Annotated in this window: 19 protein-coding genes; 9 read left to right on the forward strand and 10 right to left on the reverse strand. The window is 41.3% G+C overall.

Annotated features, from left to right (window positions below):
• Positions 1-46: 46 nt before the first annotated feature.
• Positions 47-652: a tRNA-(ms[2]io[6]A)-hydroxylase gene (gene miaE / locus LN995_RS17610; protein WP_229962401.1), complete on the forward strand. Its 606-nt coding sequence runs from the start codon at positions 47-49 to the stop codon at positions 650-652.
• A 182-nt stretch (positions 653-834) separates the two neighbouring features.
• On the opposite strand, the gene LN995_RS17615 is transcribed toward miaE, so the two are convergent.
• Positions 835-2,100, reverse strand: a complete 1,266-nt coding sequence (locus LN995_RS17615) for an asparagine synthetase B (protein ID WP_377470142.1) — start codon at positions 2,098-2,100, stop codon at positions 835-837.
• Between the two features lie 129 nt (positions 2,101-2,229).
• Here LN995_RS17615 and LN995_RS17620 point away from each other — a divergent pair, with 129 nt between their 5' ends.
• Positions 2,230-3,474 (forward strand): ABC transporter permease, encoded by a 1,245-nt coding sequence (locus LN995_RS17620; protein WP_229962403.1) that lies wholly within the window; start codon positions 2,230-2,232, stop codon positions 3,472-3,474.
• 134 nt (positions 3,475-3,608) lie between these two features.
• On the opposite strand, the gene LN995_RS17625 is transcribed toward LN995_RS17620, so the two are convergent.
• The 3 genes from LN995_RS17625 to LN995_RS17635 all read right to left on the reverse strand — a co-directional run bounded on the left by LN995_RS17625 (position 3,609) and on the right by LN995_RS17635 (position 7,585).
• Complete coding sequence (locus LN995_RS17625; RefSeq protein WP_229962404.1) at positions 3,609-4,223, reverse strand: OmpH family outer membrane protein; 615 nt, start codon at positions 4,221-4,223, stop codon at positions 3,609-3,611.
• 79 nt (positions 4,224-4,302) lie between these two features.
• Entirely contained in the window at positions 4,303-5,622 is a 1,320-nt protein-coding gene (mtaB, locus tag LN995_RS17630; RefSeq protein WP_229962405.1) for a tRNA (N(6)-L-threonylcarbamoyladenosine(37)-C(2))-methylthiotransferase MtaB, read from the reverse strand.
• Positions 5,623-5,746: 124 nt separating this feature from the next.
• Positions 5,747-7,585, reverse strand: a complete 1,839-nt coding sequence (locus tag LN995_RS17635; protein WP_229962406.1) for an LTA synthase family protein — start codon at positions 7,583-7,585, stop codon at positions 5,747-5,749.
• Between the two features lie 299 nt (positions 7,586-7,884).
• Between LN995_RS17635 and LN995_RS17640 the strand changes: the two genes are divergently transcribed.
• Positions 7,885-10,077, forward strand: a complete 2,193-nt coding sequence (locus LN995_RS17640) for a glutamine synthetase III family protein (RefSeq protein WP_229962407.1) — start codon at positions 7,885-7,887, stop codon at positions 10,075-10,077.
• Between the two features lie 81 nt (positions 10,078-10,158).
• Here the strand turns inward: LN995_RS17640 and LN995_RS17645 are convergent, their stop codons facing one another.
• Together LN995_RS17645 and LN995_RS17650 are read right to left on the reverse strand one after the other, a co-directional pair.
• The gene (locus tag LN995_RS17645; protein WP_229962408.1) at positions 10,159-10,545 is read right to left on the reverse strand and encodes a hypothetical protein; all 387 of its coding nucleotides are present in this window, start codon (positions 10,543-10,545) and stop codon (positions 10,159-10,161) included.
• A gap of 284 nt (positions 10,546-10,829) precedes the next feature.
• Entirely contained in the window at positions 10,830-11,063 is a 234-nt protein-coding gene (locus LN995_RS17650) for a hypothetical protein (protein ID WP_229962409.1), read from the reverse strand.
• A gap of 204 nt (positions 11,064-11,267) precedes the next feature.
• Here LN995_RS17650 and ispG point away from each other — a divergent pair, with 204 nt between their 5' ends.
• The 4 genes from ispG (at position 11,268) to LN995_RS17670 (ending at position 14,766) form a co-directional block, all read left to right on the forward strand.
• On the forward strand, positions 11,268-13,241 hold the full coding sequence (gene ispG, locus LN995_RS17655) for a (E)-4-hydroxy-3-methylbut-2-enyl-diphosphate synthase (protein ID WP_229962410.1): 1,974 nt from the start codon (positions 11,268-11,270) through the stop codon (positions 13,239-13,241).
• Between the two features lie 134 nt (positions 13,242-13,375).
• Positions 13,376-13,540, forward strand: a complete 165-nt coding sequence (locus LN995_RS17660; RefSeq protein WP_229962411.1) for a DUF6728 family protein — start codon at positions 13,376-13,378, stop codon at positions 13,538-13,540.
• Between the two features lie 7 nt (positions 13,541-13,547).
• A complete protein-coding gene (locus LN995_RS17665) occupies positions 13,548-13,901 on the forward strand; it encodes an MmcQ/YjbR family DNA-binding protein (protein ID WP_229962412.1) in 354 nt (117 codons plus the stop codon).
• Positions 13,902-14,265: 364 nt separating this feature from the next.
• Positions 14,266-14,766, forward strand: a complete 501-nt coding sequence (locus tag LN995_RS17670) for a MarR family winged helix-turn-helix transcriptional regulator (RefSeq protein ID WP_229962413.1) — start codon at positions 14,266-14,268, stop codon at positions 14,764-14,766.
• 165 nt (positions 14,767-14,931) lie between these two features.
• On the opposite strand, the gene leuS is transcribed toward LN995_RS17670, so the two are convergent.
• Entirely contained in the window at positions 14,932-17,703 is a 2,772-nt protein-coding gene (leuS, locus tag LN995_RS17675; protein ID WP_229962414.1) for a leucine--tRNA ligase, read from the reverse strand.
• Between the two features lie 255 nt (positions 17,704-17,958).
• On the opposite strand from leuS, the gene LN995_RS17680 reads away from it, so the two are divergent.
• Positions 17,959-18,612, forward strand: a complete 654-nt coding sequence (locus LN995_RS17680; RefSeq protein WP_229962415.1) for a DsbA family protein — start codon at positions 17,959-17,961, stop codon at positions 18,610-18,612.
• Between the two features lie 34 nt (positions 18,613-18,646).
• On the opposite strand, the gene LN995_RS17685 is transcribed toward LN995_RS17680, so the two are convergent.
• Both LN995_RS17685 and LN995_RS17690 read right to left on the reverse strand, forming a co-directional pair.
• Positions 18,647-19,387: a spheroidene monooxygenase gene (locus LN995_RS17685; RefSeq protein WP_229962416.1), complete on the reverse strand. Its 741-nt coding sequence runs from the start codon at positions 19,385-19,387 to the stop codon at positions 18,647-18,649.
• 144 nt (positions 19,388-19,531) lie between these two features.
• Positions 19,532-20,029, reverse strand: a complete 498-nt coding sequence (locus LN995_RS17690) for a pyridoxamine 5'-phosphate oxidase family protein (RefSeq protein WP_229962417.1) — start codon at positions 20,027-20,029, stop codon at positions 19,532-19,534.
• Between the two features lie 143 nt (positions 20,030-20,172).
• Between LN995_RS17690 and LN995_RS17695 the strand changes: the two genes are divergently transcribed.
• Entirely contained in the window at positions 20,173-20,757 is a 585-nt protein-coding gene (locus tag LN995_RS17695; protein WP_229962418.1) for an acyl carrier protein phosphodiesterase, read from the forward strand.
• A gap of 108 nt (positions 20,758-20,865) precedes the next feature.
• Here LN995_RS17695 and LN995_RS17700 read toward each other — a convergent pair whose 3' ends face one another.
• Positions 20,866-21,378 (reverse strand): FKBP-type peptidyl-prolyl cis-trans isomerase, encoded by a 513-nt coding sequence (locus LN995_RS17700; protein ID WP_229962419.1) that lies wholly within the window; start codon positions 21,376-21,378, stop codon positions 20,866-20,868.
• Positions 21,379-21,401: the final 23 nt, after the last annotated feature.

Genomic DNA, 21,401 nt, shown 5'->3' on the forward strand with positions numbered 1-21,401 from the left:
AGATTCCATATTAAAGTTTATTAAGCACAGAGAACATTAGTTATACATGTCAACTCAACCAACTAAAACTATACTCAGGCTTCAATTACCGACGGATCCTCGTTGGGTTAACATTGCGGAGAAAAACATTGAAGATATCTTAGTGGACCATGCTTATTGTGAGCAGAAAGCAGCTACATCTGGTATTTCACTCATTGTAAAGTACCCCGACAAAACCCGCCTGGTGGAGGAGATGACAGACCTTGTGGCTGAAGAATGGAGTCATTTTGAAAGAGTTATGGCCGAGCTAAAAAAGCGTGGCTTCGGACTAGGACGTAATCGGCCGGATAAATATGTCGTAGAACTCACAAAGCACATTAGGAAAGGAAATAAGCGGGAGCGGCAATTGATGGACCACCTTTTGATTAACGCGCTTATCGAGGCTCGTAGTTGCGAACGCTTTAAGCTTCTCTGGAAGAACATTCAGGATGAGGGACTACAGAAGTTTTATTATGAACTGATGGTGTCAGAAGCAGGCCATTACGTAAGCTTTGTAAAGCTGGCTAAAGAATATATGCCAGCCGAAGAAGTAGATGCCAGGTTAAAAGAACTGCTGGAAATAGAAGCCGACATTATCCATAACCTGGAGCCCAGGCCAGACAGAATGCACTAGGCTTAAATGTGGTCTGTCGTGCTACTGTTTTTAAGATTACTTACCCTTAGTCACGCAATAAGAGACAGGCGATTTGCTCATCAAATATCAAATCTATAGCAAGGTTTATTTTCTTTTTGCAGCACAAATGAAAATAAACCTTGCTATAAAGCATTCTTCATCAATAGATTATAATTAAAAGATCAAGTCTTCTGCTTTTTCTTTTTAGCCGCCGGAAACAGAATGTTATTCAGTATTAACCTATAGCCAGGCGAGTTAGGATGCAGGGCAAGGTCAGTCGGGTCCTCACCAACCAGGTGCTGATAGTCTTCTGGGTCGTGGCCACCATAAAATGTCCAGGTGCCGCGGGCAAACGTGCCATGCATGTAGCGTATTTCACCAAGTTCTTTGTTTTCTCCCATAACTATCACTTCCGGCTTTACGAGATCTTTTCTGTAAGCTGTCGTCTGCCCCATAAAACCTTTCACCGTCTTTTCGTGGTTTTGAGTGAGCATAGTAGGAATCGGATCCCATTTGGCAGAGAAGGTAAAGAGCTGGAAATAATCATTCTCCTCCGATACAGGGCGCTGTTGTGGCTGAACATCTATGTTAGAATATTCGTACTCCAGCGGGTTTAAGACCAGCTTAAAATCTCTGAAAGCAAAAGTGTTACTATAGTCCAGCTTTTCCTGTGCCTGAGGGTCTGCACCGTCTCCGTCATACATGGTTTCCAGGAAGTCAATTCCAGCGGCTGCCAGAGCTATGTCATAGGTATCTGTTGCTGAGCACATGGCAAAAAGAAAGCCTCCGCCCGCACAAAAGTTTTTTATCTTATTTACTACAGCCAGCTTTAACTGCGACACTTTTTCAAAGCCATGCTTTTGGGCAGACTGTTCCGCATCCCGCTGCTGCTCCTGATACCAAGGATAATGGCGGTAGCTGGCATAAAACTTGCCATACTGTCCTGTAAAGTCTTCGTGGTGAAGGTGCAGCCAATCATACTCAGGTAGCTTTTCATCCATTATCTCATCATCGTATATAATGTCATAAGGGATTTCAGCATAAGTCAGCACCAGTGTTACAGCGTCATCCCAGGGCATTTTTGTTTTTGGAGAATACACTGCAATTTTTGGCACTTTCTCCAGTTTCATCACATCCATGTTCGCCTCAGGGTTGGATATTTCCTGCAGTACACTATTATACTGAGCATCTGAGATTACATTGTAGCTTACACCACGCACGATCAACTCATTCTCCAGCTGAGGAGCATGCTGAAAGGCAAAGCTGCCACCACGGAAATTAAGTAGCCAGTCTACCGATATATTTTTACTTAAGGTCCAATAGGCGATACCGTAAGCTTTCAAATGCTCTTTCTGCGTCTCATCCATGGGTATGAGAATAGTACTGGCAATACTTTTAAGTGAGAGGAGTTGGAACAGTAAGAATAGCGTGGTAATACGAAAAAACATCTGGTTCGTCTTCAAAATATAGATGATTGTATAATATTGATACTTTTTAAATAAAATGAAGCTAACTTACAGCTAAGCTATTGTATACTTAACGAAAAAAAGATTAAAGTGCACAACTTTTTTTAAAGAATGAACTTAATTGAAAACATACGTGAAAGCTTAAGGGCTATTTACGGAAATTTACTGCGTACTGTACTTACAGGGCTTATTATTGCTTTTGGTATTATGTCGCTTATAGGTATACTAACTGCTGTAGACAGTATGAAGTATACACTGGAGCAAACTTTTTCCAGCCTTGGAGCAAACTCTTTCGACATCAGAAGAAAAGGATATAACAACAGGGGCAGCCAACAGGGAAAAGTGCAGAAAGTGTACCCTGATATAACGTACAGGCAGGCGGCCATGTATAAAAGCCTGATGGATGATAAAGGCAGAGTTAGTCTTTCATCCTATATATCAGGGGCAACAGTTGTTAAAAGTACTACAGCGAAAACAAATCCTAATATTAATATAGTAGCCGGTAATGAATACTACCTGCAGAACCAGAATCTGAACCTGGAGCGTGGACGCGGATTTTCTACCTATGAACTGGAGAATGGAACAAATGTAGCTATCATAGGAAAAGAGGTAGCTGATAATCTGTTTCCTAAAAAAGATCCACTTGGGGAGAGTATTACATTCCTTGGCCGTCATTTTAAAATTGTTGGGCAATTGGAGAAACAAGGAGGCAGCATGGGGGGCAGTGGGGGAGACCGGACTATTCTTATACCTCTGGAAACAGGGCGGCACATTCCACGACCCGACAATTCTGTTCTTAATTATACAATTAAGACCGCTGTCTTCAAACCTGAAGACCTCAACTTTGTAATGGGTGAGGCAACCGGGGTAATGCGCAACCTTAGGCAGGATGCTTTAGGGCAGGAAGAGTCCTTCGAAATCAGGCGTAGTGATTCTGCTTTAGAAAGCCTGAATGAAATATCTGGTTATTTGAAAGCAGGAGGATTCGTAATAGGCTTCATTACTTTATTAGGGGCTTCAGTAGGTTTGATGAACATTATGATGGTTTCTGTAAATGAGCGAACCAGAGAAATCGGCGTTAGAAAAGCATTAGGTGCCACAGCTTTACAGATCCGGCAGCAATTCCTGATTGAAGCAATTGTTATTTGCATGTTGGGCGGATTAGTGGGTATTTTGTTTGGCGTATTAATGGGCAATGGCATTGCAGCTTTAATTGGTGAAGGAGGTTTTATTGTGCCTTGGATCTGGGTTTTTGTAGGTTTAAGTATATGCATACTGGTCGGTATGGCCTCTGGTTATTACCCAGCCTCCAGAGCATCTAAACTTGACCCTATTGAATCTTTACGATACGAATAACCAAACCCTTGCGCTCAAAAACAAATGAGCCGCTGCAGTCAATGCAGCGGCTCATTTGTTTTTATGATTATATTAGTATGAGCGGTGGCCAAAATGGTCTGTCGCCTTAAAAATAAAGCACTTAGTTTCAGAACTTATTTCTTTGTTGTCGCAGCTGCCGCGGTAGAGTCAGCTGCTGACTTATACCGGTCGTTCAATGCTTTAAGAACGTCTGTGGTAACATCTAAAGTAGAGTCTCCATAAAGGATGGCACTGTTACCTCTGGAGTAAGTAAGAACCATTTTATAACCTTTGTCTTTACTTAGTTCCTGCAGATAGGCTTCTACTCTGTCGTATATTTTTTTCATTTCCTCCGACTCTTCCGTTGCCAGCTCCGTGCTGGCATTCTGGTTCTGAGCTTGCAGTTGCTGCTGCTGTTGCTGCAGGCGTTGCTCAGTGGCTGCACGCTGCTGTTGTGTCATTGTCTGAGCTGACTGCTGATATCTTTCAACTTCTTTTTGAAAAGCATCTGCTTTAGAGCGAAGGCTTTGCTCTGCTGTTCTTGATTTTCCCTCCAGGCGAGTACGAACATCCTTAAAGTACTCATAGTTCGTTAATAGAGAGTCAGAATTTACATAAACGATGTCGCCTCCAATACCGGCGGTGCTGCCTTCTGAAGAACCATTTGCCTGAGTGCTTCCCTGATTCTGATTACATGAGGTAACTAAAGCAGCTAAGGCTACTCCTAAAGCGATTTTTGATACTTTCACAGTGTGTTAATTATGCTTATTTGATTATTATTCTTGTATCTGGAATCTAAGATAGAACAAATATATAAATTGATAAAATTTAATGTTGCAGTAGTTCCTTATAAGTTTCTTCTGCTTCCATTAAGTTATCATTGTTCAATCCGGTAAGGCGAACATGTTTGGTTTCGTTAACAAGCACTGGATCATACTTTGCAACTACACGAATATAGTTCTCTGTCCAACCTTCCATTATGCCATTTTTTACATCATCTTCGAATAGCACATTAAACTCGCTGCCAATGTTCTGCTCATAGAAGAAATGCTTCTTTTTCTCGGATAAAATGCGCAGCATATCGGCTCGGCGGTTGCGGTCTTTTGTGCTTACTTTGCCTGACATGCCCGGAGCTAGTGTGTTTTCTCTTTCAGAGTAAGGAAAAACATGCAGGTAACTCACGTCAAGTTCATTCAGGAAGTTGTACGTTTCGAGAAAATCTTCTTCGGTCTCGCCAGGGAAGCCTACTATCACGTCCACACCAATGCAGCAATGGGGCATAAGTTCTTTTATCTTAGCCACACGCTCTGCATAAAGTTCACGCTGATACCTTCGCCGCATCAGTTTCAGTATTTTGTTTGAACCGGACTGTAAGGGCACATGGAAATGTGGCATAAAGCGGTTGCTTTTCGACACAAACGCTATAATATCGTTGTGAAGTAGGTTCGGTTCAATAGAAGAAATCCTGAAACGATCAATGGTTTCAATCTTATCTAGTTCCTGAATAAGCTGGTAGAAGGTCTCAACGCGCTTGCCGTCCTGCAGCCCGAAATCTCCCGTGTTGACCCCTGTCAGCACAATCTCCTTTACACCGGATTCAGCAATTTCATGAGCCGATTTCACTACGTTTTCGATGCTGTCGGAGCGGCTGTTGCCTCGCGCCAGTGGTATGGTACAAAATGTACAGGAGTAGTCGCAACCATCCTGCACTTTCAGGAAGGTGCGCGTACGGTCACCAAAAGAGTAGGAATTATGGAATGTATTTGCTTCTGAAATAGGACTGGCATATACTTCTGCCTTGCCTCTTTTCTCAAAGCCCTCCAAAATATCTACCAACTGAAATTTCTCTGCGGCACCCAATACAGCGTCTACGCCAGGTATTTCAGAAATTTCTTTAGGCTTTAACTGTGCATAACAGCCTACGATAGTAATAAAAGCGTTAGGGGAATGCTTCAGGGCCTCCTTAACAATTTTACGACATTTCTTATCTGCATTGTCCGTTACCGAACAAGTATTTATTACATAAATATCAGGCGTATCGGTAAACTCTACCTTTTCAAAGCCTCGCTCTTGGAATATTCTTCCAATAGTGCTTGTTTCGGAGTAGTTAAGTTTACAGCCTAAGGTATAAAAAGCTACTTTTTTCATAATCAGAGTGCAAAGATACAAAAAATCAATTTTGTATAACAGAATATTGAGTAACTGATTAACAACCAATTAGCACAACAACTTTATTTGATAAACCATTTTGGTATTAAAGAAAAAAAGGGTATTACTTCTGCAGAAAGTCTTCGAAAGAGTACTGCATGTAAGCTTCTCCATTTTTTAATTGATCTTCTGTTACTTCAGGATCCCGTGTAATAGGGGTTTTACTAACATTATCTATTGTAAGCTCTCCCTGCTCCGTTACATATCCAAAACCATCGTTGAAGACATAAAACGCAAATGGATGGGAGACAGGGGCAAGTAAATTTCTGCCCCACTTAAAGTTCTGGTGCGGGAGGTTTAACTGCGTCAGCAAAGTGGTGGCAATATCGGTTTGTGAGCCAATGGTATTTATTTTTAAACCCCTTGCTTCTACAGCGCCCCCAGTTAATATAAAAGGTATCCTGAATTTGCTGGTCTGATAATTTGCATCATTACCTGGCAGCGGATGGCCATGATCGGCCACTATTACCACTAAAGTGTTTTGCCACCAGGGCCGATTTTTAGCTTCTACTACAAACCGGCCCAAAGCCCAATCAGTATAATAAACTGAATTACGGAACAATGCTTCATTATCAGTTCCAGGAAACTTAGGAGCTATAGGTATTTCAAAAGGCTCATGGCTACTTAAAGTGTAGACAGTCGTAAAAAATGGCTCCTTCTCCTTTTGCAGGTCCTGTAATACTCTTTCAAACAGTATATGGTCATGTGCTCCCCATTTCGAGTTATAGCTTGATGATGGAAAGTCGTACTTGTCTATTAAGTGGTCATAGCCCCCGTTTAACAGGTAAGACTTTATATTCGCAAACTCAAGCTCCCCACCGTAGTAATAGCTGGTACGGTAACCTTGTTGTTCAAACACCTGACTTAAGTGCGGCAGTTTTTCTGTTTTTTTAGGTGTTTTTATAATAGAGGTAATGGTCTGAACAGGATACCCACTTAAAAGAGCCACCATCCCTTTTTCGCTGCGATCGCCGCTGGCATACATGTTTGTAAAACTAATGCCTTCTGCAGCCAACTTATTTAAGTTTGGTGTTACTCCTTTTTCACCGCCAAGGCTTTCTACAAACTTAGCTGTATAGCTCTCTAATATAATAAAGAGTACATTAGGCTTTTGGTTGGAAACCACTTGCAGGGCAGAATCAGGAGACGGAGCATATAATGCCTGAACCCGTTCCGCTGCCTCCTCCTTTGCCATGTATTGGTAAGGGTTCTTGCTCTGTTTGTTATACTTCAGCAGCGAGTGCATCAGGTTCCAGGGCATATTTAGACCTGCATGGTTGGCGTAAGGGTTTTCAGAAAAATACACCACACTCTGGTTTATCGGAATCTGCTGAATACCTCCACGCAAAGGCACAACCAGTAAGGCAGCAAAAAACAGTGCCACCCCAGCCACCAGCCATTTATTATTTATCAACGAAAATAGTCTTAGGTCAAAATATCGATGGTACAATAATATAAAAGCTACACTCATCGCTATAGAAATGCACAATAACAACATTATTGGTGCAGCAGCAGCAGAGGCAAGCATTTCGCCGGGGGTATTCAGGTATTGTATGGGCGTAGCATCGAGCCTAAACCCCCAGAAGGAGTACAACTCAAGGTCTACAGACAGAAGAACTGCTATAAACACTACAAAAAAATTGGTGTAGTATCTGACAAAAGCATTTGCGTTAAATCCTTTCCATAGTGCAGAAACCACACTGGCTACAAAAGGCAACAGGGAGAGGTAAGCCGCAAAAGACAAATCAAGATGAAGCCCATGAAAAAAAACCAGAGAAACATCAGATGAGGATAATTGCTGTGTGCGATCGAGGTGGTACAATAGAAATATGGCTCGGGCAACTATAAAATATAGCACCCAAAAAAGGAAGTATAAAGGGTGAAAATATAAACGCTTCTTCATGGTGCAAATATACAGCATAAGTCATGCTATATTTAGCTTCACTTAAGATGATAGTACTAGTCTGCGTGTTTAAACTACCTGTCTTAAAAGAAAGGAAGGGATGGTTAATTAAGGGGACTGGTTGATAAAAATATCAATATTGGAAGGAAAGGGTGCTAAAAATGAACAATAAGATGCATATTACTGAAAAAAATCTGTGGAAAGGCCTAAAAAATGTACTAGTAATTCTTGTAGCGTAGTTTTTATATATATATTTGTTACTCACAAACCCAATACCGAAGAAACAATTAATTTGATCCATGGCAATACTTCGATTTAAAGCGCTTGAGCTTGTAAGCCAGCGTAAGAAAGGTGAAATTACCCCTCCAATAGAAAAAATTTCAGATTATTACGGAGAAAATGTGTTTGGCTTTGACACGATGCGTGCCACCATGTCTTCGGACTATTACAAGCGTTTGCGCCGCATTATTGATGCCGGTGAAAAAGTAGACCGTAACTTAGCTGATGCTGTAGCTGCCGCAATGAAATCTTGGGCAATGAGCAAAGGAGCTACCCATTATACACACTGGTTTCAGCCACTAACAGGTTCAACAGCCGAAAAACATGACTCTTTTTTTGACCTGACTTCTGATGGTGCAGCCATAGAAAGTTTTAAAGGCAGCGCATTGGCGCAGCAGGAACCGGATGCTTCATCTTTCCCGAATGGTGGTATTCGTAACACGTTTGAAGCCCGCGGTTATACTGCATGGGACCCTTCATCTCCTGCATTTATTATTGAGGGAACCAACACAAAGACTCTATGTATTCCTACTATCTTCGTTTCTTATACAGGCGAAGCGCTGGATTACAAAACTCCTTTGTTGAAGTCGCTGAAACTCTTGAATGATGCAGCTGTTCCAATCTGCCAGTACTTCGATAAAGATGTAAATAAAGTAAACACAACATTGGGTATTGAGCAGGAGTATTTTCTTGTAGACAAAGCCCTTTATGATGCACGTCCTGACCTGGTGATGACTGGCCGTACCTTATTTGGTCATGAGCCGGCAAAAGGACAGCAGTTGGAAGACCATTACTTTGGTTCTATCCCTAGCCGTATACATGCATGCATGGTTGATTTCGAAAAGGCTGCTCACAGGTTAGGTATTCCTTTGCGTACACGCCACAACGAGGTAGCACCTGCTCAGTTTGAGTGTGCTCCGACTTTTGAGGATGCAAGCCTTGCTGCTGACCACAACCAGTTGCTGATGGATATTATGGATCGTGTTGCTGCACGCCATGACTTTAAAGTGTTATTCCATGAGAAACCATTTAAAGGTGTAAATGGTAGTGGTAAGCATAATAACTGGGCCATGAGCACTAACACCGGTGTTAACCTGTTAGCTCCTGGTAAAAAACCAAAAGAGAATCTACAGTTCCTTACTTTCTTCATTAACACAATTCAGGCTGTTTACAAAAACGCTGATTTACTTCGTGCCAGCATTGCCTCTGCCAGCAACGATCACCGTTTAGGTGCTAACGAAGCTCCTCCAGCTATTATATCAGTGTTCGTTGGGCAGCAGTTAACTGCTTTACTGGATGAATTAGAGCGCACAGAGAAAGTGCCGATGGAGAAAGGTGACAATATGTACATGAAGCTGGGTATTGATAAGATCCCTGAAATTCTTCTTGATAATACAGATCGAAACCGTACTTCGCCTTTTGCCTTTACTGGTAATAAATTTGAGCTTCGTGCGGTTGGTTCTTCTGCCAACGTGTCTGCACCGATGACAGCTCTAAACGTAATGGTGGCGAATCAGTTAATCGAGTTCAAGCAGAAAGTGGATGAACTGATTGATAAGGATGGCATGAAGAAAGAACTGGCAATTATTCAGGTTCTTCGTGAGTATGTAGTAGCATCTAAACCTATTCGTTTTGAAGGCAATGGCTATTCTGAAGAGTGGGAGCAGGAAGCAGAGCGCCGTGGCTTATCAAACATAAAATCTACTCCAACAGCATTGGATGCATATAAAACAGACGAAGTGAAAGAGCTATTTGCTAAGCACGGAGTTCTGTCAGAGGTTGAACTACATGCCCGTCATGAAATTCTCCTGGAAGAATATGTGAAGAAGATTCAGATTGAAGCGCGTGTGCTCGGTGATCTTGCCGTAAACCATGTCATTCCTATTGCTATTGCTTACCAGAATAAGCTGATCAGTAACTACAAAGGATTGAAAGAGCTAGGCCTGGAAGACGAATTCACTGCCGGAACATTAGAATCCATTAAGAAAATGTCTCGTCATATTGCCACTATCACAAAAAATGTGAATGAGATGATTGAAGCTCGTAAAGTGGCTAACAAGATAGAAGATGCACGTGAGCGTGCCATCATGTATCAGGAAAAAGTGTTTGCTTATTTCGATGTTATCCGTTACAGTGTAGATAAACTGGAATTGATGGTGGACGATGAAGACTGGCCATTAGTTAAATACCGTGAGCTATTGTTCAACAGATAAGCTCAGCAAAACAACAAAGGCACCCTCATCGGGTGCCTTTGTTGTTTGATAGGGTATTTTGAAGAAGGCTTATGTTTTGGTTTAATGTGAATCTCCGGTGTTACTGCGCTTGAATTTATCTATCAAAATAGCTCCGAACTTTGAAAAAATAACAGGCAGTAATACGGCTGCCAGAGCAATGGCAATTACAGGGCGCAAGCCAAGGCGAAGGATGAAGCGACTTACCAGGCTATCTCTGAGCTCATTTAACAGAAGCTTTCCGGTTTTGGTCATAGGTTTACCCTTCAGCACCTGTTGAATCTCATCCCAGTTGCCACGTTCAGCCTGTCTTTTTAAAAAGCTGATAATGGTATCTTTGGTAATCACAACGGCTTGGCTCACCTGTTCCTGCCCAAGCTTAGCCCACCTTATCAAGGACTGTAACTTTGCTTCAGAATCTTTAGGAAAATAGGTCAGTATGTTTATCATTTCAAAGGGTTTAGAGCAAGAATTATTTTATCAGGCTTTTTACAAAATCAAGAGCCTTTAAATCATTAACGTTAATTTTATCTGCTTTGCAATAATATTTGTAAATAAATTGCATACTGTAATAGGCTGAAGTTAATTAAAAAGGCTCTTCAAAGCCTTGTGGCAACATATTATCTGCTCCAACTGCAAAAAGGAAAGTCTGTCTGACTTTCCTTTCACGACCTGGGTTTTTCTGACAGTTACTATATTTGTTAACCTATCGAAGAAAACCTTCATCAGACCACTCATTGTGTACCAGTACACAGAGGTGGCAAAACTATTCTGGAATGGTCCATCATCTGACTAATTAAGTTTAGAAATTCATCATCCTCTGGATAATTGCCTTTGTAATTATTGATGTTACTGCCTAACAAGTCAGCTAGTACATAATCGATGTTGGAGAATAAGGAACGAACAGCCTTCAAGGTATCATTCTCTTTCCTGGAGCTGCCTGGTATGATAAAAGGTTTACCAGTCATGTTAATGAAGATGCTTATCTAAGACTATTTATTGTGACGCTTAAACAGGAGGAGAACATATTATGTAATTTTTCTGCTTCTCATCTCTTCCGTCTTGATACATGTAGGGAATAAACGCTAACTTTACATGGCTTGCTTTTTGAACAAAGCAACCTGTACTTTAGTTAAGATTACGAAGCCAATATAGCTATAGCTTACGCTAACATGAACAAGAACTATTGCCCTAGCCTCACGGAGTATAAACGCAGAAAATCTATTGTAGTAAACATCGGAGAGCTTCCAATGGGTGGCGACTACCCGATTCGGGTACAGTCTATGACTACGGTAGACACCATGGATACCATTGGTTCTGTAGAACAGTGCATCCGCATGATTGAGGCAGGCTGTGAATATATACGTATTACGGCGCCTAGTGTAAAGGAAGCAGAAAACCTGAAAAACATCCGTGATGAACTGCACAGGAGAGGATATAAAGTACCGCTCATAGCCGACATACACTTCACACCTAATGCTGCCGAAGTGGCAGCAAGAATAGTAGAGAAAGTGCGCGTAAACCCTGGTAACTATGCTGATAAAAAGAAATTCCAGGTTATAGCATATGATGATGCTTCTTATCAGGCAGAGCTGGACAGGATTCGTCAGCGTTTTGTACCACTCGTGCGCATCTGTAAGGAGTATGGTACTGCCATGCGTATAGGCACCAATCATGGTTCTTTATCAGATCGTATATTGAGTCGCTATGGCGATACACCGCTGGGAATGGTTGAGAGTGCACTGGAGTTCCTGCGTATTTGTGAAGATGAGCAGTACTTTAACATTGTCATCTCCATGAAAGCTTCTAATACCCAAGTAATGGTACAGGCTTATCGCTTGTTAGTACAGAAGCTTGAAGATGAGGGAATGCAGCCTTATCCGTTGCACTTAGGTGTAACGGAAGCAGGAGAGGCGGAAGACGGACGTATCAAATCAGCTGTTGGTATTGGAACCTTACTGGAAGATGGCTTGGGTGATACCGTGCGGGTTTCCTTAACAGAGGCTCCAGAAGCGGAGGCACCTGTAGCCCGAGCATTAATCGACCGTTATACGCATCGTGCTGAAAAAGCTGTGTCTATCAAGCCGATCTGTAATGTACCGATTGATCCATTTCAGTATCATCGTAGGGAAACTATAGAAGTTCAGAACATAGGCGGTATTAATGTACCCCGTGTAATAGCTGACCTTAGCCGACTGGAAGATATCAAATATGCCGACCTAAAATGTGTGGGGCACCTGTATTCTATGCTGCTCGACAAGTTTAATATGAACGATCTCGGCTCGGACTATATTTACACGGGTGATAGCCCGATCAGCTTTATGTTACCAAATGGCCTGAAAGAAATTGTTAATTACAACACTTGGTTAACAGCTGAGGAACGTAATGACCATCACCCGCTACTAAGCGTAGCGCAGTACCTTAATAGTGTGGAGCGCCACGCAAAGCTGAATTTTGTACAGGCAACTGTTAACGAACTGACCAATGAACTGCTAGAACGCCTGAAGCCGGATACGACAGCTGTACTTGTGCTGCAAACCTTTAATGAGCATGCCATGCCTGAGCTTCGTAAGTGCTTTTTCCGGTTGATGAATAACGGCATTCAAAACCCATGCATTATTAAGCGGGAATATGAAGAACTAACACCAGACCAGGTGCAGCTATATGCGTCTACTGATGTAGGCGGCTTATTGATTGACGGATTAGGAGATGGCCTGATGTTAGGAACAGGGCTGTTGCCTGCGCAGGAAAAGGTTGATTGGCTACAAGCTATTGATAAGCTGAATAGCCTTAGCTTTGGTATTTTACAGGCTGCCCGTACACGTATGAGCAAGACAGAATACATCAGTTGCCCAAGTTGCGGCAGAACTTTATTTGACCTGCAGGAAACCACAGCCATGATTCGAAAACGTACCGATCATTTAAAAGGTGTTAAGATTGGCATTATGGGATGTATCGTGAACGGCCCTGGCGAAATGGCTGATGCCGATTATGGTTATGTTGGTGTAGGCAAAGATAAAATTGCCCTATACCGTGGCCAGAATGTTGTTAAGAAAGCTGTTCCTGCCGAGCGTGCTGTAGATGAGCTCATTGAACTGATACGCGAAGATGAGAAGTGGATTGAACCTGTTAGGGTAGAGGAATAGCGTAGCGTCAGGAGTAGCTAATAAACATATTCTTTTCAGCTTTTCTTAAATCTTTTTCTATCTTTAATTGTTTATGATTAAGTAGAGCGGAGGCCAAGTGTTTAGCTTTACTATTAACTTTATAATCAAGCAAAATGAAGGGATTATTTGATTTATCAGAAGTAGCTAACTACTTCTTCCGAAAAAAAGACCCAAACCGCAAGTCAAATTTTAACTTGCGCACGATGCACCGGATTAATAAATTATCAATTATGATGTTTTTAGCTGGTGTAATCTATTTTATCATCAAACACTGGTAATAATAAAGTGAGCATCGAAGATTTCAGAGACTACTGCCTTGCTAAACATGGCACCTCTGAAGAAACTCCTTTTGATGATGACACCTTGGTTTTTAAGGTTTGTGGTAAAATATATGCTTTAACGAGCATTAGTAACTTTAAATCAGGTATAAACTTAAAGTGTAACCCAGAACTGGCAGTGGAGTTGCGTGAGCGTTACTGTTGCGTAGTACCTGGTTATCACATGAGCAAAAAGCATTGGAATACAGTACTCCCAAATAACTGTGTTCCTGATATACTTGTACTAAAGTGGACGGACGACTCGTATAATTTGATTGCAGAAAAATTAACCAAAGCTCAAAAGCAACTGATTGGGCTTTAACTAATATTAGAAAATAAATATTAACCGTTACTACTCCATTCAGGTCTAATAACGGTTTTTTTATATACTGCGTTTTCAATATTAATTGATAACAACATGCTATGTCTTTGTCAGTAATATGAGACATAATAGAGTAAAAGGCTGCTGAGTGACTAAAAATAGAGTTACAACATTGTTTAAGGCTACATGCTTCCTACAGTTTCTAAATCAAGGATTGAACTATATTAAGAACGTGATGTCTACTAATATAGAAGCATTATGAATAAGTTAAATTGTTCATGTTTGAGAGCTGAACATTAAAATTAATTTATTATTATTAATAGCTAAACAATCTCACCGTTAATACAAACAACTAAACTATTTTATGAATCTAGAGAATGAGACTGGAATCAAGAATTTTAGGAATACATGGCAAAAGGCAAGCATAAGCCTGATCTATACCTATGGCTTTTTAAGCAATGGGTATGAGACGTTCTTTAAAAAATACGATATAACAGGGCAGCAATATAATGCTTTACGTATTCTGAAAGGGCAATATCCTAAGCCTATTTCTACCTCTTTTTTACGGGAAAATATGCTGGATAAAATGTCAGATGCTTCCCGCCTGGTTAGTCGCCTCAGTTCAAAAGAGCTAGTGGATGTTTCTACAAATTCCTATGATAAGCGTCTGGTAAATATTCTTTTATCTAACAAAGGCTTAGAACTTATATCAGTTATTGAAAAGGAAGTATTTGAACTGGATGCCTTAATGCATGGCATTAATGAAGAAGAGGCAGAGCAGTTGATAGAGATACTAACTAAAGTCAGAAAGCACTTAAAATCTAAAAATGAAACAGAATCTACAAAGACAAATAATAATGTCTGATCACTAATTGTTTATTAGCCATACGACATTTGCCATTTTACAGTATTAATTAAAACCCAGGAGGCACTAATTTTTTAGTGCCTCCTGGGTTTTAATTAAAAGTTCAAGAATCTAAAGCCACTACATGTTCTACCTGGTGCTTTTTGATTAAGTAAAAAAGAAGACCTATACTACCACATTTATAATTTTACCCGGAACTATAATTATTTTCTTAGGCGCTTTACCATCTAAGAATTTAATTACCTGATCATCATTCATAACAGTTTCCTCAACTTCCTCACGAGGAGCATCTAAGGCAAAAGTAAGCTTAGCACGCATTTTACCGTTTATGGATATTGGATACTCAAAAGTGTTCTCTACCAGGTACTCTTCATTCCATACAGGAAAAGGCGCATAAGCAATGCTCTCCTGATGGCCCAATTTCTCCCAAAGCTCCTCTGTAATGTGTGGAGCATAAGGGGCCAGAATAACTGTAAGCGGCTCCAGTATAGCGCGCTTATTCGTTTTCAGTTGCGTCAGTTCATTAACACATATCATAAAAGTAGAAACAGAGGTGTTGAAAGAAAAACGCTCAATATCTTCCTCTACTTTTTTGATGGTTTTGTGCAACGATTTCAGTTCAGCAGCTGTAGGCTCTGCATCCGAAACAGCCACGTTTCCATTATTGTCGTGGAATAACTTCCAAAAACGCTTCAGGAACTTATGCACACCGTCCATACCATTGGTATTCCAGGGCTTAAACTGCTCCAATGGCCCCAGGAACATCTCGTACATACGCAATGTATCGGCACCCAAACGCTCTACAATGTCATCAGGGTTAACAACGTTGTACTTCGACTTAGACATCTTCTCTATCTCTACGCCGCAAATATACTTTCCATCTTCTAATATGAACTCTGCATCAGCATTTTCTACTCTCCATTTTTTGAAAGCCTCCAGGTCCAGTACATCATTCTCTACAATGTTCACGTCTACGTGTAGCGGAGAGGTTTCATATTGCTCTTTCAAGCCAAATGAAACATATGTATTGCTATCTTTGACTCGGTACACAAAATTAGAGCGCCCCTGAATCATTCCCTGGTTAATCAGCTTTTTGAATGGTTCCTGCTCCGGCACTAAGCCTAAGTCAAACAAAAACTTGTTCCAGAAACGGGAGTAGAGCAGGTGACCTGTAGCGTGTTCAGAACCTCCAATATACAAGTCTACATTGCGCCAATAGTTTACGACATCTTCCGCTACAAAAGCTTTGTCATTTTTTGGATCCATGTAGCGGTACCAGTACCAACTAGAACCTGCCCAACCAGGCATAGTGCTCAACTCATAAGCATATTCATTCTTATATTTCCAATCTACGGCACGACCAAGTGGAGGCTCACCAGTTTCTGTTGGCAGATAGGCATCAATTTTAGGCAACTCCAACGGCAATTCGCTTTCTTCCAGTAGGTGCGGAATACCATCTTTGAAGTAAACCGGCACCGGCTCACCCCAGTAACGCTGACGGCTGAAAACAGCATCACGCATTCGGAAGTTGATTTTGCCCTTGCCAACTTTATTGTCTTCCAGGAACTTAATAAGCACTGGTAGCGCCTCCTGATATCCCTTGCCGTTTACCATACCAGAGTTGATGTACTTACCCTCTTTGGTGGCATCGGCTTGAGTCTCTATATCTTTTTGTGCATCAAGAATCTGTACAATAGGCAGGTCGAAATGCTTAGCAAAATTCCAGTCGCGTTGGTCACCGGATGGTACAGCCATAACAGCACCTGTACCATAACCTGCCAGTACATAATCAGCTATATAAACTGGTATTTTTTCATTATTGAAAGGATTGATAGCGTAAGCCCCTGTAAAAGCTCCTGAGATGGTTTTAACATCGGCCATACGCTCTCGCTCTGAACGGTTCTTAGCTATAGCTACATATTCTGCCACAGCGCCAAGTTTCTCAGCAGTGGTAATTTTATCAACCAGCTCATGCTCCGGTGCCAGTACCAGGAACGTTACACCATAAACAGTATCAATACGTGTGGTAAAAACTTTAATTTCCTCTTCGGAATTTTCTACCGCAAAAGACATTTCAGCACCTACAGACTTACCGATCCAGTTACGCTGCATTTCTTTAACCGGCTCCGGCCAGTCAATGTCTTCCAAGCCTTCCAGTAAACGCTGGGCATAGGCTGTAATACGCATCATCCACTGCCGCATGCGCTTACGCTCCACCGGGTAACCACCACGTTCTGATACGCCACCTACCACTTCGTCGTTTGCCAGCACAGTACCCAATGCAGGACACCAGTTTACTACTGCTTCAGCAACATAAGTTAACCTGTACTGCAGCAGTGTTTCTGCTTTTTCCTGTTCGTTTTTCGCTTTCCAATCCTCAGCAGTAAAAGCTGGAGTGTCTTCATCACAGGCAGCTTTAACTAGCGCATTACCATTTTGCTCAAACTCTTTAATCAAGTTATCTATCGGTTCTGCTTTACTTGTGTTATAGTTATAGTAGCTATTGAATAGCTGCATAAAGATCCACTGTGTCCACTTATAGTAGTCAGGCTCAGAAGTGCGAACTTCACGTTCCCAGTCATACGAGAAACCAATGTTTTTCAGCTGCTCTACATAACGTGTAATGTTCTGCTCTGTCGTAATGGCCGGATGCTGACCTGTCTGAATAGCATATTGTTCAGCCGGCAGACCAAAAGCATCGAAGCCCATTGGGTGCAGTACATTAAAGCCTTTAGAGCGCTTATAACGGCTTACAATGTCAGAGGCTATATAACCAAGTGGATGCCCTACGTGCAGTCCTGCACCGGAAGGGTACGGGAACATATCCAGTGCGTAATATTTAGGCTTATTGTCGTTTGCAATGGCTTTAAATACTTGGTTTTCTTCCCAATATTGCTGCCATTTTTTTTCAATCTGATTAAAGTTGTACTCTGACATCTGTGTATGTTGAACGGCTTAATTCAATTTAAACTGCTAAGTTAATTAATCATTGCGGAATTGTTTAAAAGCTGCGTTGTTAAATTACGGTTTAGCATTATAGAGTATAGCACCCTGGGCTTGTAAGGAGCAAGGCTTTGTTGGCATCTTCTGAACAAAAAGTGAACAATAGCAAAAGCTGAACGGCATTTAGCTCTCGCTAGCAAGTCTGTATTCTTTATAATATTGATTAACTTGCAGCCTGAAAGACTTATTATGGAACAATACGACTTGCTGGATATACCGCACCTGATTTACGTAATGGACCCAATGTGCTCATGGTGCTATGGTTTTGCCCCGGTGCTGAAGCGCCTGATTAAAGAGCAGGAGGGAAAGGTGAAATTTAAGCTTGTTATGGGAGGTTTGCGCCCCGGTACAACTGAACCAATGGATGAGGAGGCTAAAGAAAGTTCGAAGCATCATTGGCAGCAAGTACAAGAAGTAACAGAGCAGCCTTTTGACTTTAGCTTTTTTGACAGGGACAGTTTTGTTTATGATACTGAACCAGGTTGTCGTGCGGTTATAGCAATGCGTTACCTTCAGCCAACAGTTGAATTAGAAATGGCAGAGGCCCTGCAAAATGCATTTTATGCCCATAATAAGGATATAACCAAACCAGAAGTTTTAGTCAGTATTGCCACTAAATTTGGCGTTGAAGCGGATGTTTTTCTGGAAAAATTTAATTCAGCGCTTATGCAAGAGAAAACGCAGCAGGACTTTGTTATTGCACGTCATTTGCAAGCTAATGCTTTCCCGAGCCTGTACCTTTTAAATGGAAATAATGTTTTCCTGCTAAACAGAGGCTATCGAATGTATGAAGCTCTAAAGAGTCGTTTAGAAGAGGTCATAAGAACTTCTAGTAATCCATGATTTTATGTAGCTTCAACTCAATAGGTAAAGATTCTTAAGTACTCAGATCTCTCTTAAAATTTAATTGTAACCGTTCTAACGGATCAGCACCATCCCAAGTGCCCTGGCTACTAATTGGTATAAAACGTGCAAAAAGTTCTTCGCTATACCAGCTTTCAACACGGGTGCGGCGCATTACCTCCTGATGATGTGGTTGTTTATAAGCAAATGCTTTCATTGCTTCTAAAGACTGCCAGATGCTAAAGGTAGCCTGCCGAACCAACGGCAGCTCTCCCAATCCGATAGAACAAAGCAGACCTTCTGCCTCATTTAAGGCGGCGCTGGTGCGTGATCCGAAGCGGCAGAAGCTCGGTATCGCCCTCCAGTTAACACTTGCCCTGGTAAGCACAGCTAAGGGCCCTGCAATATTGTTATGTTGTAAGGTAGGGGAAAAAGGCTCCTGGTTGTCCCATTGCCCATGCGCTTGCAGCGGGAGCATTTTTACTGTCCATATTTCATCCGTGTGAAGCTGATATTCCTGTATAAACTTTGAGTTCTGCAAAAAGTCAATCGCTGCCGCTTCACTTTGCCAGGTGCACAACAGGCCATAGCGTCTGAAGTTTGGTTTCAGACTAAAGCCTTTCCCAATGCCACTACCCATTAATTTAAAGAATTGCAGCCCGGGCACTTTTTGCAGACGTGGTGCAGAGGTTCCCATTTGTGCTAATCCCCAGCGGACGTTTCCTTTACCAATGCCGAAAAGGGTAAGGGTGGTAAGACATGGACTACTTTGCAATGTCTGATAAATTAAAGGTTTAATAATTAAGTGCCATCATCAAGCTATAAAAAACACCTGCCAGACATCCATGTTTAGCAGGTGTTTTTTAAGATTTAGCTTATCAAGCTATAGAAAGCTTTAATTATCTAAATGGACTAAAAGTTATAAATTGATTTTTTTGTTTTCTCCAGCATCTGGTTGTTCGCCAGTTATAGCCGCTTTAGCCATACCAAATAAGTTAACGACAGCGCTGCTAGGAGAGTCCCAGAACTCGGCTTTATCAATTGTAACTTTAATCAGGCCAATGTTCGGATCATCTTTCCCCTCTGGAAACCACGCTTTCATAACTGGGGTCCAAAGCTCTTCAATTTTCTGTTTGTCTTTAAGTACATTAGCCCGTCCAGAAACTGATACATAAACATTGTTATCAGGATCTGCATAGCTGATGTTTACGTGTGAGTCGTTCTTTAGTATTTCGTACGATTTGGCTGATTCGTAACCAGTAAAAAACCATAGAATACCATCTTCCTTGGTTTCCTGGGTTGCCATAGGACGACTGTGAAGACTACCATCTTCATCCATGGTTGTCATCATGGCAAATTTGATGCCTTTAATTTTATCTACGAGTTTGTGTAAGTTCTCTTTTTGATCGTTATTCATAGTTCTAAATAATGTTGGGTTCTGTGTTCTGATTACGCGGCACTGTTCTCAATTGTTTATTGAGATTAGTTTTCCACTGCTACTAGTTTATAACCACTCAGCTGGAAAGATGTTTTCTTTTTTTTAAATACAGCTAATAAAAGATGAATTTTCTAGCCCATTTATTTTTATCCGGAGATGATGAGGAGCTTTTACTGGGCAACTTTATAGCTGATTCTGTTAAAGGAAAGCAATCGGAAATTTATGCACCAGGCATAGCAAAAGGAATTAAGCTGCACCGTCTAATCGATACTTATACGGATACGCATCCTATAGTTGCAATGTCAAAAGCACGGCTCAGGACAAAATATAAAAAGTTTGCTCCGGTTATAGCTGATATTTTTTATGACCATTTCCTGGCAAAGCAGTTTGAGCACTATGCGCCTTTACCTTTGGCAGAGTATGCTGATGGAGTTTACAGATTAATTCACAATCATTTCCTATTATTGCCGCCAAAGGTGCAGCACTTTTTCCCATACATGATGCGCCAAAACTGGCTGGTTTCCTATGCAGAACTGGAAGGAATAGGACAAACCTTAACAGGTTTAAGCAGAAGAGCAACATTTGAGTCAGGCATGGAAACAGCCGTTGAAGAACTACAGGAAAACTATGCGCTCTATGCAGCTGACTTTGCTGCTTTTTTCCCGGAACTTATAACTTATGTGGAGGAGGTGAAGCCTTACTTATAAAAGTACAGGTAATAATGTTCAGGTTTAGATAAAAGTCTGTACCAGATTACATAAAAAGAGCAGCCTTTCGACTGCTCTTTTTAGTATCCATAAGTAACAGGTTTATGCTTAATGATGGTGGCCGTGTTCGCCATGCACATGCCCATGATCTAACTCTTCTTTTGTTGCATCACGTACATCAGTAACTTTACCTTTAAAGAAAAGCTCTTTACCTGAAAGAGGATGGTTAAAGTCCATTACTACTGAATCCTCGTTCACATCTTTCACACGACCTTGTAACTGGTTGCCTTCGCTATCGGCCATTGGTATAAAATTGCCAACTTCCAGCATATTATCCGGTACACTTCCTTCTATTTGAAAAACCTGCATAGGCAATTCTACCACTGCATTCTCATCAAACTCACCGTAACCTTCTTCAGAATTCAATTTAAAATCAAATGTATCGCCAGGGTTCAATCCATCCAGATTATCTTCAAACTGATCAGGCAAGCCGCTCATACCATAGATAAACACCATAGGATGTTCCTCATTAGCAGTCTCTATAAGGCTTTGCTCACCGTTCTCATCTGTAATTTTTAACTCGTAAGTGAGCGTAACCACTTTGTCTTTTTCAATTTTCATTGTATCACTTTTTTATATGAAGA

This window comes from Pontibacter silvestris (assembly GCF_020907275.1).
GTDB classification, from domain to species: Bacteria; Bacteroidota; Bacteroidia; order Cytophagales; family Hymenobacteraceae; genus Pontibacter; species Pontibacter silvestris.